We start from the raw sequence: 16,261 nt of genomic DNA on the forward strand, positions 1-16,261 counted from the left end.
GAAACATATTCGCATGAGACTCGCAGATTTTTTAGTTTAATATTTATGCTAATCTACCAAAATAAAATGAGCTTTAACAAATCGATCTGATAATACAACTAAACGATCAGATGGCTGTAAGTCAGAAGCTTGAATCACCTTACCTGCTTTAATCAGTGTCGCTTGGTCAATATTCATATTAACCATTTCACCCGCTTCATACCAACGACCATTTTGCCATTGACTAACACTCTTGACATTAATGACTGCAGGATACGTAGATTTTACTGACTGTAGTTTCCCTGCAAGCATTAGAGGGGCAACAGGTTTAGCCTTGTCTAAAATATGAAGAGCTTGTACATGGCCTTCCTTCACATAGAAATAACCATAATCTCCCTCAGATAAGTAAAGTTCAATATCTGGCATGACACTATATGTTTTATTGCCGTCATCTACCATGGCTTTCGTTGTATTACTAACTGACAGTACAGTACGATCTGCTTTCTTGAAAACATTTGATTCAATCTTCATCGCATCGTCAATTTCAATTACATATCCATCTGCTTGAGATAAGCGTCCATAATATAATTCATGACCTGCGAGATTAGGTGACATGAAGCTATCACTTGTAACTTGTATTACTTGGGCATAGTGATCACGAGTAGCACCATCAGCCACGACAAAAGCAGTACCATATGCCATAAGACCAGTAGGTTCAATTAATCGTCCATTTCGAATTAAAATAGTTCCATTATGGAAATACATTGTTCCTGCTGTTTTCAGTTTCAGTAGTTGGTAATCTGTATCAACAGACAGCATTGGTTCGTAATATGTTCTCTCATTATTTTTTAATACGACAATTTTCTCGATTACTTCCTTACCAAATTGTTTAACGGTCGCATAGTATGCTTCGCTACCTATATAATTTTTCAGCTGACCTTTCTCGACTTTTGTATTCCCAACATAGATTGGTACTTTGGATGTAAAAGGCATAGTTGAAAGATCATTTGTTGTTTGAGAGCCAAATTGCCAGTTTACAAAGGCATGCTGATTTTTCACGGTAAGCTTGTTGGCATTAGGATTGACCGCTTGTATCTCGCCTTTATATAAGTTTTCAACGAGCGTACCTGTTTCACTGATAGCTACCTTTGATATGATTGAGGAAGTTTTATTTTTGAAACTTAATTTAACTCGATCCCCAACGTATAATGCACTAATATCTGTTGCAGAAGAACCTTTTTGATAATTGGTTTCTTTGTTTAAATAGTATGTCGTTTCTGCGCCAACATCTGGTTTTACCATGATAAATAAACCATTTGGATCAATACTCGTGACGACACCAGCAGTTGTTTTACCGTTACTGCTTCCTGTTGATGGTACATTTGTTTCTGTTGGTGTATGAGAGGTACCGCGAAGTTCAACAACACTTCTAAGAGAAATTTCAGCCTCGACTTCCATCCCCATCTTAAAACCCTCAATCGTTGTAGACGTATTATTAATATATAATCTAGTATTTTTATTAATATTAAACGTTACTGTTCGTCCACGATCATTTTCCAATGTAATTTTACTAAGTTGCTTTTCTATCGTACCATCAGGCTTCGTATATTCTGAAAACGTTACATCAACAAATGTCCCTGTCACTAGTTGGGCTGCTTTAGCAGATTGATTAAAGGAAAAACCAACTATCATCAGTAACGTAATCATCAGTATGTATAAATATTTTTTCAAAAAACCTGCCTCCTTACTAATTATTAGTATATCGTATTATTGGTAGTTTTTCTTATTCGAAAAGTTACATTTTAGGCCTTCTTGAATTTATTTCTAAAAACAAAAGTTGAGGTAGCTTTTAACTTCAAGCTACCTTGCCTACTTCATACTTGAATATCAATTGTATGTCCGGCTGTTGGATGTGGAGCATCTAACATTTCAACTAACTGTTCTGTATTTTGCTGTTGCATTTCCATTGCCTGTTTCGTAACAGCTAAAGATACATTTTGCATAAGTGTTGCTTGGTTCATTGCCATCGATAAAGCTGCGATATCCATCTAGTCCACCTCCTATCTAATTTATCGGACAAATAGTTTCATCATCAAGTATTTTCCCTAATTTTCTACACCACTCGATTGAAAATACAAAAACATCTATTGTCCTAACGGTTTAGATACAATAGATGTTTTTTATTACATTTTATTTTCGATTGTTTTCCAAGCTTCCTCAAAGCCAAGACCCGTTTCTGATGAGAAGACAATAAGTGGATCACTTTTTTCCATCTCCAGTGTCTCTTTGACAATTTTCTTATGTTTATCCCATTTACCTTTTGGAATTTTATCTGCCTTCGTTGCAATGATAATGCAAGGAATATTGTAATGCTTTAAAAAATCATACATCATACGATCATCAGCTGTCGGAGGATGTCGCAAATCTATAATTTGTACGACTGCTTTTAACTCCTGGCGTCCTGTAAAATAGCGCTCGATCATTTTTCCCCATGCCTCACGCTCTGTTTTAGAAACCTTTGCATAACCATACCCTGGAACATCTACAAAAAATAGCTGTTCTTCAATCTTATAAAAGTTAAGGGTTTGTGTTTTACCAGGCTTAGATGAAATACGTGCTAAAGCTTTACGTCCGATCATTCGATTTATGAAGGAAGACTTTCCTACATTCGAACGACCTGCTAATGCAAATTCTGGCAGTCCATCTTCTGGATATTGGTCTGGTCGTACCGCACTAATGACCATTTCGACATTATGGACTTTCATTTTTTTAAAAACCTCCGTCCAGCGCATAGGCTAAAACTTCATCAGCCGATGTCACTAGTTTAAATGTTAGTTGCTCACGTACACTATCAGGAATATCCTCTATATCGCGTTCATTATCCTTAGGACAAATGATTGTCGTTAATCCTGCACGGTGAGCGCTTAATGTTTTTTCTTTTAAGCCGCCGATTGGCAATACACGGCCACGCAAGGTAATCTCACCTGTCATACCTACCTCGCGGCGAATCGGGCGATGTAAAATAGCCGAAACGATAGCTGTTGCCATTGTAATACCAGCTGAAGGTCCATCTTTAGGTACTGCACCCTCTGGCACATGGATATGAATATCATGTGTATCAAAAAATTCGGCATCCACATTAAGGTGTTCCATCTTCGTACGAACATAGGATAAGGCTGTTTGAGCAGATTCCTTCATTACCTCACCAAGCTTACCAGTTAGTTGTAACTTCCCTTTACCTGGTGTTAAAGAAACTTCAATTTGTAATGTATCTCCACCAACTGTTGTATAAGCAAGTCCAGTAGCGACACCCACTTGATTTTCCTTTTCAGCCTGTCCATAGCGGAAACGATGTTTACCAAGTAAATCTTGTAATGATTTTGAGCTAACCGTTACGCGTTTTTTCTCACCAGATACAATTACTTTGGCAATTTTACGGCAAAGCGTAGCGATTTGTCGTTCTAAACCGCGAACTCCTGCTTCCCGAGTATAATAACGTATAATATCAGTGACTGCTTCATCTTTGATTACCACTTGCGTTTTTTTCAAGCCATGCTCTTTAAGCTGCTTTGGTATAAGATGATTTTTTGTAATTTGAGCTTTCTCGATTTCAGTATAGCCTGCAATAGATATTACTTCCATACGATCTAATAATGGTCCTGGGATGCTACTTAAATCATTGGCAGTTGCAATAAATAACACATTAGATAGATCATATGGTTCCTCAATATAATGATCACTAAATGTATTATTTTGTGCAGGGTCTAAAACTTCAAGCATGGCTGCTGCAGGGTCACCTCTAAAATCATTCGACATTTTATCGATTTCATCTAATAAAAATACTGGATTAATGGTACCTGCTTTTTTCATTCCTTGAATAATACGTCCTGGCATTGCACCAACATACGTACGTCGATGTCCGCGAATTTCCGATTCATCTCGAACACCACCTAAAGAAATACGAATAAACTTTCGATCTAAACTTTCGGCAATGGAGCGAGCTAATGATGTTTTACCAACACCTGGAGGCCCTGCTAAGCATAAAATAGGTCCTCGCAGTGAATTTTTCAGCTGACGTACTGCTAAATATTCTAGAACACGTTCTTTGACTTTTTCTAATCCATCATGATCTCGGTTTAAAATATTTTCAGCATGGGCAATATTCATGCGATCCTCTGTAGCATTTGTCCACGGTAATGAAATAAGCCAATCAATATAATTGCGAATAACACCGCTCTCAGCACTAGCTCCAGGTATTTTTTCATAGCGATCTAATTCTTTCAGTGCTGCTTCCTTTGTTGTTTCTGGCATACCAGCTTCGTCGATACGCTTCCGTAATTCTGCAACTTCTCCAGTTTTCCCTTCGCGATCTCCCAGCTCCGTTTGGATAGCTTTCATTTGCTCACGTAAATAATATTCCTTTTGCGTACGCTCCATTGACTGCTTTACTTTGGAATTAATCTTCTTTTCTAGATCCAATACTTCCTGTTCATCATGCAAGCGAATAATTAAATGATCTAGTCGTTTTTTAACGCTTAGCATTTCCAAAACTTCTTGCTTGTCGGCAATTTTAAACGGCAAATGAGAAGCAATAATATCAGCTAAACGGCCAGGCTCTTCAATATCTGTTACAGTATTGATCGTCTCAGTTGTAATTTTATTGGAGGATTTTGCATATTTTTCAAAATACGTCAACAATGTCCGCATCAAGGCTTGTGTTTCTACATCTTTTTCCGTTGACTCCTCTTTAATTTCAATATCGACAACCGTATACTTCTCTAACGCACGGTAGTTTTTCCACGTTGCACGAGCAACTCCTTCTACAAGGATACGTAACGTGCCATTTGGTAATTTAAGCATTTGTTTGACATAAGCAATTGTACCAACTGAATACAAATCTTGCTCTTCAGGTTGTTCATCGTGCATTTCTTTTTGTGTTACCAATAAAATCATTTGGTCCTCTAACATTGCCTGCTCAAGCGCCGCTACAGAACGATTTCTACCCACATCAATATGTAACACCATCGATGGGAATACTAAAAGTCCACGCAAAGGCAATAATGGTACATTTGTTGTTTTTTGTATTGTCACCATGCGGGCATTCACCTCCGTCAAAATTTTCATGTTAACATCCCGCGCTACTAGTATGTGTTTAAAAAGTTGATTCACACTAGATATTGAAGCGAGCCAAAAATTTCTTCAAGTTACAGCTGGCTTTATGTAGGAATGAATAAAAAGCTGACTGTCGATATGTGCGAATATTGCACAATCGAAGTCAGCTAATTACTCTCTATCTCACAACGGTAGACAGCCACGTCTATTCATTATGCTGAAGTTTTAGTGTCGCTACCTTCATCGAGTTCAGTGCCATCTTCAAGAAGCAATTTCGGTTTTTCTTTATCCGTAATTGTTTTTGCTGTAATGATACATTTTTTCACGTCTTCACGTGAAGGTAATTCGTACATTACATCAAGCATTGTTGACTCAATAATTGAACGAAGACCACGCGCACCTGTTTTACGTTCAATTGCTTCCTTAGCAATTGCCACAAGAGCATCTTCATCAAATTCAAGCTCAACGCCATCTAATTCAAGCATTTTTTGATATTGCTTGGCTAGTGCATTTTTCGGCTCTGTTAAAATTTGTACTAGTGCTGCTTCGTTTAATTGCTCCAGACTCGCAAGTACAGGTAATCGACCAATGAACTCTGGTATTAAACCAAATTTCAATAAATCCTCAGGAATCAGCTTGGACATGATAGAACCTTCATCTACATCTACTTTATTCGGATCTGAACCGAATCCTATTACTTTTTCACCCTGACGTCGTTTAATGATGGTTTCAATACCATCAAATGCACCGCCAACAATGAAAAGAATATTGGTTGTATCGATCTGTAAGAATTCTTGATGAGGATGTTTTCGTCCTCCTTGTGGTGGAACACTTGCAACTGTTCCTTCAAGAATTTTTAGGAGTGCCTGCTGAACACCTTCGCCGGAAACATCTCGTGTAATAGATGGATTTTCCGACTTACGTGCAACCTTGTCAATTTCATCAATATAGATAATCCCTTTTTCAGCGCGTTCGATATCATAATCAGCTGATTGGATTAACTTTAATAAAATATTTTCAACGTCCTCACCAACATAACCTGCTTCAGTTAAGGAGGTAGCATCCGCAATAGCGAATGGAACATTTAAAATACGTGCTAACGTTTGAGCTAATAAAGTTTTACCGCTACCAGTTGGGCCGATTAACACAATGTTCGATTTTGCTAATTCAATATCATCAATTTTACTATTCGTATTGATACGTTTATAGTGATTGTAAACTGCGACTGCCAATGCTTTTTTAGCACGCTCTTGTCCAATTACATACTCATCTAAAATCGTTAAGATTTCTTTCGGTTTTGGGATATCTTGGAATTCGATCTCCTCTTCTACACCTAGTTCCTCTACAACGATCTCTGAACAAAGCTCGATACATTCATCACAAATATAAACACCTGGACCTGCAACTAATTTACGCACTTGTTCTTGTGGTTTTCCACAGAATGAGCATTTTAAATTGCCTTTTTCATCATTAAATTTGAACAATATGTTTCACCCCTATTCAAGCAACAATCTTACAAGATTATTGAACCTTTATCAAATAAATTGTCTGCATCATTTACGCCTCAGTAATTATGCATGTGTAGATTATAACGCATCGTCATGTACTTTACTTCATTTGTCTTTCGAAGCATGCTATAGGAACCTGCTTACTTCGCCACCTTATACTGCTATAAAGTTACATTTATTCACTTCCGACACACTACAAACTACTGATCTCTATTTATAAATCTACTACATTCATCAACCAAGGGTATATCACTCAAAAAATAAATTTTATTTAGTTAGAACCTTTCTGAATGAAGTTAAGTTTAGCATCGTATCAATTTCGCCTTGACTCTAATAGCGCCAGGACTTCATCTAAATCCTTGCCGCCTGCCAGCAGGCACTATCTTCATTCAGTCGTGGTTTAAACACACACTAAAAAGGTTAAAAGGCTTACAGCTCGCCATCTATGTGAGATGGGAGTTTTTTGTACCTGACATAATACTTTGGATACAAAACATCTGCTGAATGAAGATAAAAACTAAAACAATACTATGTATAAGTGAAGTATAAAGTGAATTAAATGTTAAGGGGACTGATTGCTAAGAGTTTATGTGATAAAACAAGGCACGGATGAATGCCGTACCTTGTTTTTTTTGGGCTATCTAATTACACAAAATCTTATTCAGTAATTTTAGCGTTTTCTACTAAAAATTCAACTGTTTTTTGGATTTTGATGTCATTTTCAAGTACTGCTGTTCCACCTAAAGCACTTGTGATTTGATCTTTTGTCATGTTAAATTGAGCAGCCATTTTTTCTAATTCTGCTTCAATATCAGCTTCAGATGCTTCAATTTTTTCAGCTTCAGCAATTGCTTCAAGTGTTAATGATACACGCACACGGCTTTCAGCTTCTTCTTTCATTTGGCCACGTAAGTCTTCTTCTGATTGACCAGAGAATTGGTAGTAAAGGTCTAGATTCATACCTTGCATTTGTAAACGTTGACCAAATTCTTGTAACATACGATCAGTTTCAGAGTTGATCATACCTGCTGGTACTTCAAAGTCCGCATTTTCAGCTGCTTTTTCTACAAGCTCATCACGAAGAGCTGCATCTGATTCTGTTTCTTTTTGAGCTGCAGTTTGTTCTTTAATTTTAGCGCGTAAAGCTTCAACGCCTTCAACTTCTGGATCTAATTCTTTTGCAAATTCATCATTTAACTCAGGAAGAACTTTTGTTTTAACTTCTTTCACAGTTACTTTGAAAGTAGCTTCTTTACCAGCTAATTCAGCTGCATGATATTCTTCTGGGAATGTAACAACAACATCTTTAGATTCGCCAGCTTTAACACCAACTAGTTGCTCTTCAAAACCTGGAATGAATGAGCCTGAACCAATTTCTAGTGGATAGTCTTCACCTTTACCACCTTCAAAAGCTTCTTCGCCAACGAAACCTTCGAAGTCGATCACAGCTGTATCACCTTCTACGATTGCTTCGTCTTCTTTGATTTCAAGCTCTGCTTTACGAGCTAATTGATCTTGAATTTGTGCATCTACTTCTTCATCCGTTACTTCTACTGGAAGTTTAGATACTTCTAGACCTTTATAGTCTCCTAGCTTTGGTTCTGGTTTCACTGTTACTTGTGCAGTGAATGTGAAATCTTGACCGTGTACAAAGTTTTCTGTACCAGCGATTTCTGGGTAATCAACTGGCATAATTCCAGCTTCATCAATTGCTTTTGCATAAGATTCAGGAACGATGATTTCTAATGCATCTTGGTATAGAGATTCGATACCAAAACGTTGTTCAAACATTTTACGAGGCATTTTACCTTTACGGAAACCTGGTACGTTAATTTGTTTTACAACTTTTTTGAACGCTTGGTCCATTGCTGCGTCGATTTCTGCAGCAGGTACTTCGATTGTAAGAGTACCGATATTACCTTCTTGTTTTTCCCATTTTGCTGACATGTATAAATACCTCCAAATAAATAATCAAGTTTAAGATGTTAGACAATTCATTCGTAACTACGATTTTGACAACCATTTTAGTATAACATAGATGTGTATAGTTTCAACTTATTTCATACCTAATGTAGTTCTGTTAGCTTTTCTAACATTTGTAAAAAGTCAATGATTTCATAGTCCATTTCTTGTACATTTCCAAGCATCGCTAAGACAAAATCAATATAACTATAGGCAACATCATCTGCTTCGAACGGGTGCCATTCAAATGGATACGTTACAATGGCATGCTTTGCCATTAAATATTGTACCATTTCCAAAGTCGATGGGTCTTGTTCTAGCTTCACTTCTAGTATATTTTTTATTTCTCCATACTGCGGTAGCTGGTTAGGCAATACTAATTCAGTAGGATTAACAACTTTGGTTTGATTAAATTTGGCTACTGTAACATTGATAGCTACTTCTTGTTCTACTAATAATATAAGTGCTAGACTCTGGACAAACGGATGGATCGTGGAACATTCAATAATCTCTTTCAACGGCTCTTTTAATTGTCTTACATTTGTATCCATAAGTCGATGTAAGCGAATGGATTGCTCATTTGGACTAAGTGCCCTAAATTTCTCAAGGTCATATTCTTGTTCTTCTATTAAACGTTGTGCATTTTCTTTTTTTTCTAGATTCTTAGACACTTCACTATTCAAATTTTTTAAGCGTTCAAATTTTTCAATTTGATCCTGAGGCAAAACATTTTCTTCAAGTAGCGTTGAAATTAATGACTCTACTTGATGGTATTCTTTTAACTGCATGCATACGGTAATGTACAATTCCATGATTTCTACATAAAATGACGTACCCATTGAAAATAATTGCTCACAAACATCCTTTGTCTTGCTATAGTCCTTTAATTCATACAAAGCGAAAGCATAAGCACTAAGAGCAAATTCATCTCCAGCTTCGTACACAAATGCCTTTTCAAAGCTTGCCACCGCTTTTTCATACTGAAAATTTTCAGCAAACATATGTCCTTCACGTATTAATGTTTGGACAGCGCCCGGAAAAACAACAACATTGTCATGTTTAATGACATGACGCTTTCTTTTTGTCATTTTTCTCACCTCATTATTCTAATTTTTCATTTCTGCTATTTACTAAAAAAATCCAAGTTTCTTGTTTTTAACAAAAAATTATTGCTTTTGCATTCATATTTTGTAATAAATTGTATTATAATTAGAATAGTCTAAAATTTATCACAATAATTCGCAGACGCTTCCCCTTTGTTGTCTGCATCAAGAAAATCAAGTTCTTACACAAGGAGTGGAATCCATGCAATTACTTGATACAATTACAGAGTTTGATCATTGTATCTCATCTACATTCGAGGCATTATCGATTAAAGTCATTTCAATTTCTACAACGGACGGCCCTTTTCAAGATAAGCCGATAGAATTTGAACTTTTAACACGCACCAAAATTGATGTCTTCACACAAGAAGCCAGCACCTATATTTTAAAAATCCAAGGGTGTATTCCTGGATCTATTGCACTTGGTCATCAAAATGAGTCTCTTTCCATTATTCCTCAAAAAGTAAACATTGAATGTAACTACAAGCTGTTACATGTTGATAAAAAAGATATGCAGCAGATTTTACAGCATCCTGAACCAAATCGTCACTATAGTGAATGGCTCATTGATGCAATCAAAAATGCCAATATTCTTGTCGAGTTAAAGACAAATCAACACACGCTCACTGAATGGCCAATTGGCATTAAATCAGCAGTCATTATTTAGCTAGACAAAGACATACTTAAATAGGTATGTCTTTTTTATTGTTCACATTTTAGTTTTACCATTTAATTGCGTTTCTATCATAACAACTTTCTATAGTTTCTGGAAATAATATTATAAAAATTATGTTTTAAAGAGGACATTCTAACTGTGCTTATTTAAAATGAAGGTTTCAAATTTATCCCTTCGAAATGAAATGGCGCTATAATATATAGTACAAAAATAAGTTGGGGGCTTTTTTAACATGGATATTAAAGAAACATTACAGTCTTTTTCAACAATGACACTGTCTGAGCGTCAGACATTTATGTTCCAGCATAGTGATTGGCTATTACAGGAGATGTTAACCCATATTGGCTCAGTTGATGCCGAATTACGAGACCACCTCATTTATCGCACCTTTGTTGATTTACTAAGTGATAATTTATTGAGTTCTCAACAACTTCAATATTTGTTTGATACAGTTACAGGTGAGGATTTTTTATATTTACATATCGGAGATAAAACAGAGGATAGTGTCTTTACTCGTTCGTTTTCCGCTTTACTAGTTGCAGGTCTTCTTGCAAAGGACGCTGAATTACTCGTTTTAAGAGAGGAAGACCTAGAAGTGTTCTTCAAAAAAATTGGCCGTTATTTGTTATTAGAACAGGATACGAGAGGATATGTTCAGGAAAAAGGTTGGGCACACAGTATTGCACATGGTGCAGATTTAGCTACAACAACAATAAAACATCCAAAATTCGATTTACAGTATGCACCATCCATTTTACATGCATTAAAACTTGTCACTTGGAAAGAAACAGTCTTTGTTAACGATGAAGAGGAACGTTTAATTAATATAGTGGATGCATTATTACTTCAAAATTACTCAGAGGAAGCACTGATCGAATTTGTTGAGCAGGCTTTTGATAAATTTGAAATGCATTTAATGACACAAGGTTATAATGAGCTCTTCTTTAGTGGAAGAACTTGTACCTTAAACTTTATGAAAACACTGTATTTTTCTTTGAAAATGAATAATAAAGCTCCACAGCTTCAAAATACGATTTATGGACAAGTAGCCAAATGGCTGAAGCTTGGTGATTGACAGGTAATTTTAAAAATGCTGAATTACACCGCTTAATTCTTGATAACATAAATTTTTTCTAAAATACTAGCAAACTAAGAACTGGCTTAGTTTGCTTTTTACTTTTCAAATAAAACAAATGAAGTAAAAATATGGATATTAAAGAAAACCAGTTATTATATTAACATAATTAATATTTCGCTCCATTTATTCCCTCCTCGCTCATTCCTTTCATTGAAAATTCAACCTATTGTTTCCATAAAACGTCATTGCATCTACTCCTTTTTTGGATAAAAGGCAAATAAAAAATCCCAATAGGTCTGGTATGACAATGATTTTATTACAAAACAGCGTCTAAAATGTGAAATACCATTTTTCACATTTTAAATTATTTACTTAGGTAAACATCAGGAATGCAGTATTTTCAACGTTTACACAGTGTTTAATAAACAAAACCTATAAATACCAATACTAAAATAACGATTTTTGTTCAAAAAATGTTCAAATTCAATACCGCTATACTATCTTTTTCATAACAAAATTATGTTTTTTCTTAAAAACAGGGCGTATAATCCAATGTGCAAACAACGAGAGATTGTGACAATCGTAGTTAACCAAGTATGTATTTAAACGATTGCGCAAATCATTGATTTTGCTAACGCTTGCATCAGATCAATCAACACTAGATTTTATGTTTCATATTGAACCATGCCATTGTAATTTCTTAAGTTGTTGATTGATACGCCAAGATAAAAGAGGTGACCTCAGTATCAACTATTTGTAAATGTGACACTGACAAAAAACACATGAATTTTATGAATAGCCGTTCTATAGAAAGGAGTCAAACATGAAGAAAAAATTAAGTTTAATGTTAGTAGCATTGAGTGCGATTGCTCTTCTTGCTGGATGTGAACCATTAACAGTGTTCAATCCAAAAGGACCTAATGCTGAAACATTATCAAACACAATTATCTTATCCATTATTACAATGGCCTTTATATTGCTAGTCGTGTATGTGCTTTTAGCCTTTATGCTTACAAAATATCGTGCATCAAAAGCAGCTGCAGATTATGAGCCTCCTCATGAAGAAGGAAGTCATCTGCTTGAAATTACATGGACAGTAATTCCAATTATTATCGTAGCATTTTTAGCTGTAGTGACAGTAAGAACAACATCTACAGTAGAAGCTCAACCAGCAGGTTATGACGATAAGGAGCCTTTAGTGATTTATGCATCATCATCAAACTGGAAATGGCACTTTAGTTATCCAGAAGAAGGTGTTGAAACAGTTAACTATGTAAACATTCCGGTGGATCGTCCAATTGAATTTAAGCTTTACTCATTTGGTCCAATTACAAGTTTCTGGATTCCTCAATTAGCAGGTCAAAAATATGCTATGAGTGATATGTTAACAACAATTCACCTTGCAGCAGATGAAGTTGGTTCATTTATGGGACGTAACTCTAACTTTAATGGACGTGGCTTTGCAGAAATGGAATTTGAAGCACAATCTATGACACAAGAAGACTTCGATAAATGGGTTGCTGATGTTAAATCGAAAGAGGCACCATTAACAGAAGAAAAATTTGATGAGCTTTTAGAGGCAGAACATGTTGGGCGCCAAAGCTTCTCATCTACACACTTAGACTTTAGACCAGCTCCAATGGAACATGGTAAACACATGAATATGGATGAAATGGATCATGGGGACATGTCTGAAGAAGACATGAATAATGAACATTCTGGTCATTAATTTGATTTTATCGTTGAACGAATCGAGACATTAATTTTTAATTCTGAAAGGAGCGCATCCAATGAGTATGGAAGAATTATTCCATCCAATGCAAGAACCGATGATTTTAGCGGCAGCTATTAGTATCGTAGTTGGTGCAGTGGTTATCGTAGCAGGCCTTACTTATTTCAAAAAATGGGGCTATTTCTACAAAAACTGGCTATCAACTGTTGACCATAAAAAAATCGGGATTATGTATATCGCAGTAGCTTTATTAATGCTATTCCGCGGTGGTATCGATGCACTATTAATGCGTGCACAAACAGCCGTTCCAGATAACGGACTTCTTGATGCACAACACTATAATGAAATTTTCACAACACACGGTTTATTAATGATTCTATTTATGGCGATGCCATTTGTTATCGGCTTAATGAACATTGTCATTCCACTTCAAATCGGTGCACGTGACGTTGCTTTCCCACGTCTAAACGCTGTCAGCTTCTGGCTATTTGCAGCAGGTGCTGGTTTATTAAACTTATCATTCATTATCGGTGGTTCACCAGACGCTGGTTGGACAGCCTACTTCCCTCTTGCAAGTACGGATTTTAGTCCGACTGTAGGGAATAACTATTATTCTTTAGCCCTTCAATTATCAGGTATTGGTACTTTAATGACAGGTGTTAACTTTATCACGACGATCATTAAAATGCGTGCTCCTGGTATGACATTAATGAAAATGCCAATGTTTTCTTGGTCAATTTTAATTACAAACATTATTATCGTATTCGCGTTCCCAGTATTAACTGTAGCGCTTGCTCTTATGATGTTTGACCGTCAATTCGGCACAAAATTCTTTGCGATGCAAGACGGTGGTATGGATATGCTTTGGGCCAACCTTTTCTGGGTTTGGGGACATCCTGAGGTTTATATCGTTATCCTACCTGCTTTCGGTATTTTCTCAGAAATCATTGCAACATTCGCACGTAAAAACTTATACGGTTACAAATCAATGGTGATGAGTATGGTGGTCATTTCCCTACTATCATTCGTAGTTTGGGCCCACCACTTCTATACAATGGGTCATGGTGTAATGGTAAACAGTGTTTTCTCTATTACAACAATGGCAATCGCCGTTCCTACTGGGGTTAAAATATTCAACTGGCTACTCACAATGAGGCACGGGAAAATTCAATTTACAACACCGATGCTTTATGCACTTGGCTTTATTCCTATCTTCACAATTGGTGGGGTTACAGGGGTAATGCTAGCGATGGCAAGTGCTGACTACCAATATCATAATACGATGTTCTTAGTTGCCCACTTCCACTATGTATTAATTCCAGGTACAGTATTTGGTGTCCTTGCAGGTTACCACTACTGGTGGCCAAAAATGTTCGGTTTCCGTCTAAATGAAAAATTAGGGAAAGCTGGTTTCTGGTTCATTGCCATCAGCTTCAACGTAACGTTCTTCCCACTATTCATTTTAGGTTTAGATGGATATGCTCGTCGTATGTACACTTATTCTGAGTCTACTGGTTATGGTCCATTGAACATGTTATCGTTCGTTGGTGCTCTAGGTCTTGCAGTCGGCTTTGCATTAATCGTCTACAATATTTACTATAGCTGGAAGCATATGCCTCGTAATGAAAAGGCAGATGTTTGGGATGGTCGTACACTTGAGTGGGCTACTCATTCTCCAGTACCAGAATATAACTTTGCCGTAGTGCCTACCGTTACTCGCTTAGATGAGTTCTGGTTCGCGAAAAAAGAAGGTCGCGATATTACTGCAGGTACAATCGAAAAAATTCACATGCCAAATAATACAGGCACACCATTCTGGATGAGTGGATTCTTCTTCCTTGCAGCATTCTTCGCTGTATTTAATCTATGGATTCCAGCCATCATCAGTATGCTTGGTGTATTTGGCTTCATGATCCATCGTTCATTTGAAAAAGATCATGGTCGTTACATTTCAGTTGAGGAAGTAATGGCAACTGAGAAAAGCTTGAGAGGTGATAAATAATATGAAAATCGATTCTTCACTTCCATTAGAATATAGTACAGAGGAAAACCGTCTAAAAATCTTTGGTTTTTGGATTTTCCTTGGCGCCGAAATCGTGTTATTTGCCACTTTATTTACTGTGTATTTCACACTTCATACACGTACAGGTAGTGGACCAGATGGTGCCGAGATTTTCGAATTAACTCCCGTTCTATGGGAAACATTCTTATTATTAACAAGTAGTTTCACAATTGGTCTTGGTGTTCATGCAATGCGTATTGGTCGTAAAAAAGCGATGATGACATTCTTTATCATCACTCTATTACTAGGCCTTGGCTTCTTAGCTATTGAGATTGATGAATTTGTCACATATGTACACGAAGGTGCGACGATTCAAACAAGCGCATTCTTATCGTCATTAATGACTTTACTTGGAACGCACGGTGCCCACGTAACATTTGGTTTCTTCTGGGGCGTAGCTATTTTAATCCAAGTAGCGAAACGTGGCTTAAACCCACAAACGGCTAATAAAGCGTTTATCTTCTCACTGTACTGGCATTTCCTAGACGTTGTTTGGATTTTCATCTTCAGCTTCGTCTACTTGAAAGGACTGATTAGCTGATGAAGGAATTATTCCCAAAACAACATGTGATGGGCTTCGGCTTCTCACTATTACTAACAATCGTAGCTTTAGCAGTTGTAAAATTTGATATGTCTCTTAATATGGCATTTGGAATTTTACTAGTAACTGCTCTTGCACAGGCAACTGTACAATTAGTATTATTCATGCACATCGGTGAATCTGAAGATAAAAAAACGTTATATACAACAATTTTATACTCAGTATTCGTAGGTGTTGTGACAATCATTGGTACATTATTTGCTATGATCTGGGGTTATAATTGATCCATTACACTATGGTGTAAGCAAAAGGCTGTCTGTACTTATCGTCCTTGTACGATAAGTTCATGACAGCTTTTTTGTTTTATCCCTATTCATTTGGTAATTATCGCGTTTAAAGATTACAAAAGTAGGAGTAATGTTATTTTTTTAATAAAAAAGTAGTTCTTTTCTAACAATTTATGAAACTTTTCCTTTTTTAGTGCGTATAGTAGTAGATAGTGTTTTTT

General features: G+C 36.4%; 13 protein-coding genes. 6 read left to right on the forward strand and 7 right to left on the reverse strand.

The genetic code is table 11. The annotated features are described in order from the left end of the window. Positions 1-48: 48 nt before the first annotated feature. The 7 genes from BFM98_RS03320 to BFM98_RS03345 all read right to left on the reverse strand — a co-directional run bounded on the left by BFM98_RS03320 (position 49) and on the right by BFM98_RS03345 (position 9,649). Positions 49-1,710, reverse strand: coding sequence for a hypothetical protein (locus BFM98_RS03320; RefSeq protein ID WP_066036515.1), 1,662 nt, complete (start codon positions 1,708-1,710; stop codon positions 49-51). A 143-nt stretch (positions 1,711-1,853) separates the two neighbouring features. Then, positions 1,854-2,027: a YjfB family protein gene (locus BFM98_RS23285; protein ID WP_081011007.1), complete on the reverse strand. Its 174-nt coding sequence runs from the start codon at positions 2,025-2,027 to the stop codon at positions 1,854-1,856. 135 nt (positions 2,028-2,162) lie between these two features. Beyond that, a complete protein-coding gene (gene yihA / locus BFM98_RS03325) occupies positions 2,163-2,744 on the reverse strand; it encodes a ribosome biogenesis GTP-binding protein YihA/YsxC (RefSeq protein WP_054550015.1) in 582 nt (193 codons plus the stop codon). 4 nt (positions 2,745-2,748) lie between these two features. Beyond that, positions 2,749-5,073, reverse strand: a complete 2,325-nt coding sequence (gene lon, locus BFM98_RS03330; RefSeq protein ID WP_048395119.1) for an endopeptidase La — start codon at positions 5,071-5,073, stop codon at positions 2,749-2,751. A gap of 230 nt (positions 5,074-5,303) precedes the next feature. Next, positions 5,304-6,575 (reverse strand): ATP-dependent protease ATP-binding subunit ClpX, encoded by a 1,272-nt coding sequence (clpX, locus tag BFM98_RS03335; protein WP_036075657.1) that lies wholly within the window; start codon positions 6,573-6,575, stop codon positions 5,304-5,306. A 681-nt stretch (positions 6,576-7,256) separates the two neighbouring features. After that, positions 7,257-8,546, reverse strand: coding sequence for a trigger factor (gene tig / locus BFM98_RS03340; protein ID WP_048395116.1), 1,290 nt, complete (start codon positions 8,544-8,546; stop codon positions 7,257-7,259). A gap of 119 nt (positions 8,547-8,665) precedes the next feature. Continuing rightward, on the reverse strand, positions 8,666-9,649 hold the full coding sequence (locus tag BFM98_RS03345) for a hypothetical protein (protein WP_048395114.1): 984 nt from the start codon (positions 9,647-9,649) through the stop codon (positions 8,666-8,668). A 217-nt stretch (positions 9,650-9,866) separates the two neighbouring features. On the opposite strand from BFM98_RS03345, the gene BFM98_RS03350 reads away from it, so the two are divergent. The 6 genes from BFM98_RS03350 (at position 9,867) to qoxD (ending at position 16,037) form a co-directional block, all read left to right on the forward strand. Then, complete coding sequence (locus BFM98_RS03350; protein ID WP_066036516.1) at positions 9,867-10,331, forward strand: hypothetical protein; 465 nt, start codon at positions 9,867-9,869, stop codon at positions 10,329-10,331. A gap of 241 nt (positions 10,332-10,572) precedes the next feature. Then, on the forward strand, positions 10,573-11,415 hold the full coding sequence (locus BFM98_RS03355; protein ID WP_066036517.1) for a DUF2785 domain-containing protein: 843 nt from the start codon (positions 10,573-10,575) through the stop codon (positions 11,413-11,415). Between the two features lie 826 nt (positions 11,416-12,241). Beyond that, on the forward strand, positions 12,242-13,147 hold the full coding sequence (gene qoxA / locus BFM98_RS03360) for a cytochrome aa3 quinol oxidase subunit II (protein WP_048395109.1): 906 nt from the start codon (positions 12,242-12,244) through the stop codon (positions 13,145-13,147). Between the two features lie 61 nt (positions 13,148-13,208). Beyond that, on the forward strand, positions 13,209-15,152 hold the full coding sequence (gene qoxB / locus BFM98_RS03365; protein ID WP_048395108.1) for a cytochrome aa3 quinol oxidase subunit I: 1,944 nt from the start codon (positions 13,209-13,211) through the stop codon (positions 15,150-15,152). 1 nt (position 15,153) lies between these two features. Next, a complete protein-coding gene (gene qoxC, locus BFM98_RS03370; RefSeq protein ID WP_016991860.1) occupies positions 15,154-15,753 on the forward strand; it encodes a cytochrome aa3 quinol oxidase subunit III in 600 nt (199 codons plus the stop codon). Further along, entirely contained in the window at positions 15,753-16,037 is a 285-nt protein-coding gene (gene qoxD, locus BFM98_RS03375) for a cytochrome aa3 quinol oxidase subunit IV (RefSeq protein ID WP_004226585.1), read from the forward strand. Before qoxC ends, qoxD begins: the two co-directional genes overlap by 1 nt. The last annotated feature ends 224 nt before the right edge of the window (positions 16,038-16,261 follow it).

The sequence above is a fragment of the Lysinibacillus sp. AR18-8 genome, assembly GCF_001705465.1.
Taxonomy (GTDB): Bacteria; Bacillota; Bacilli; order Bacillales_A; family Planococcaceae; genus Lysinibacillus; species Lysinibacillus capsici.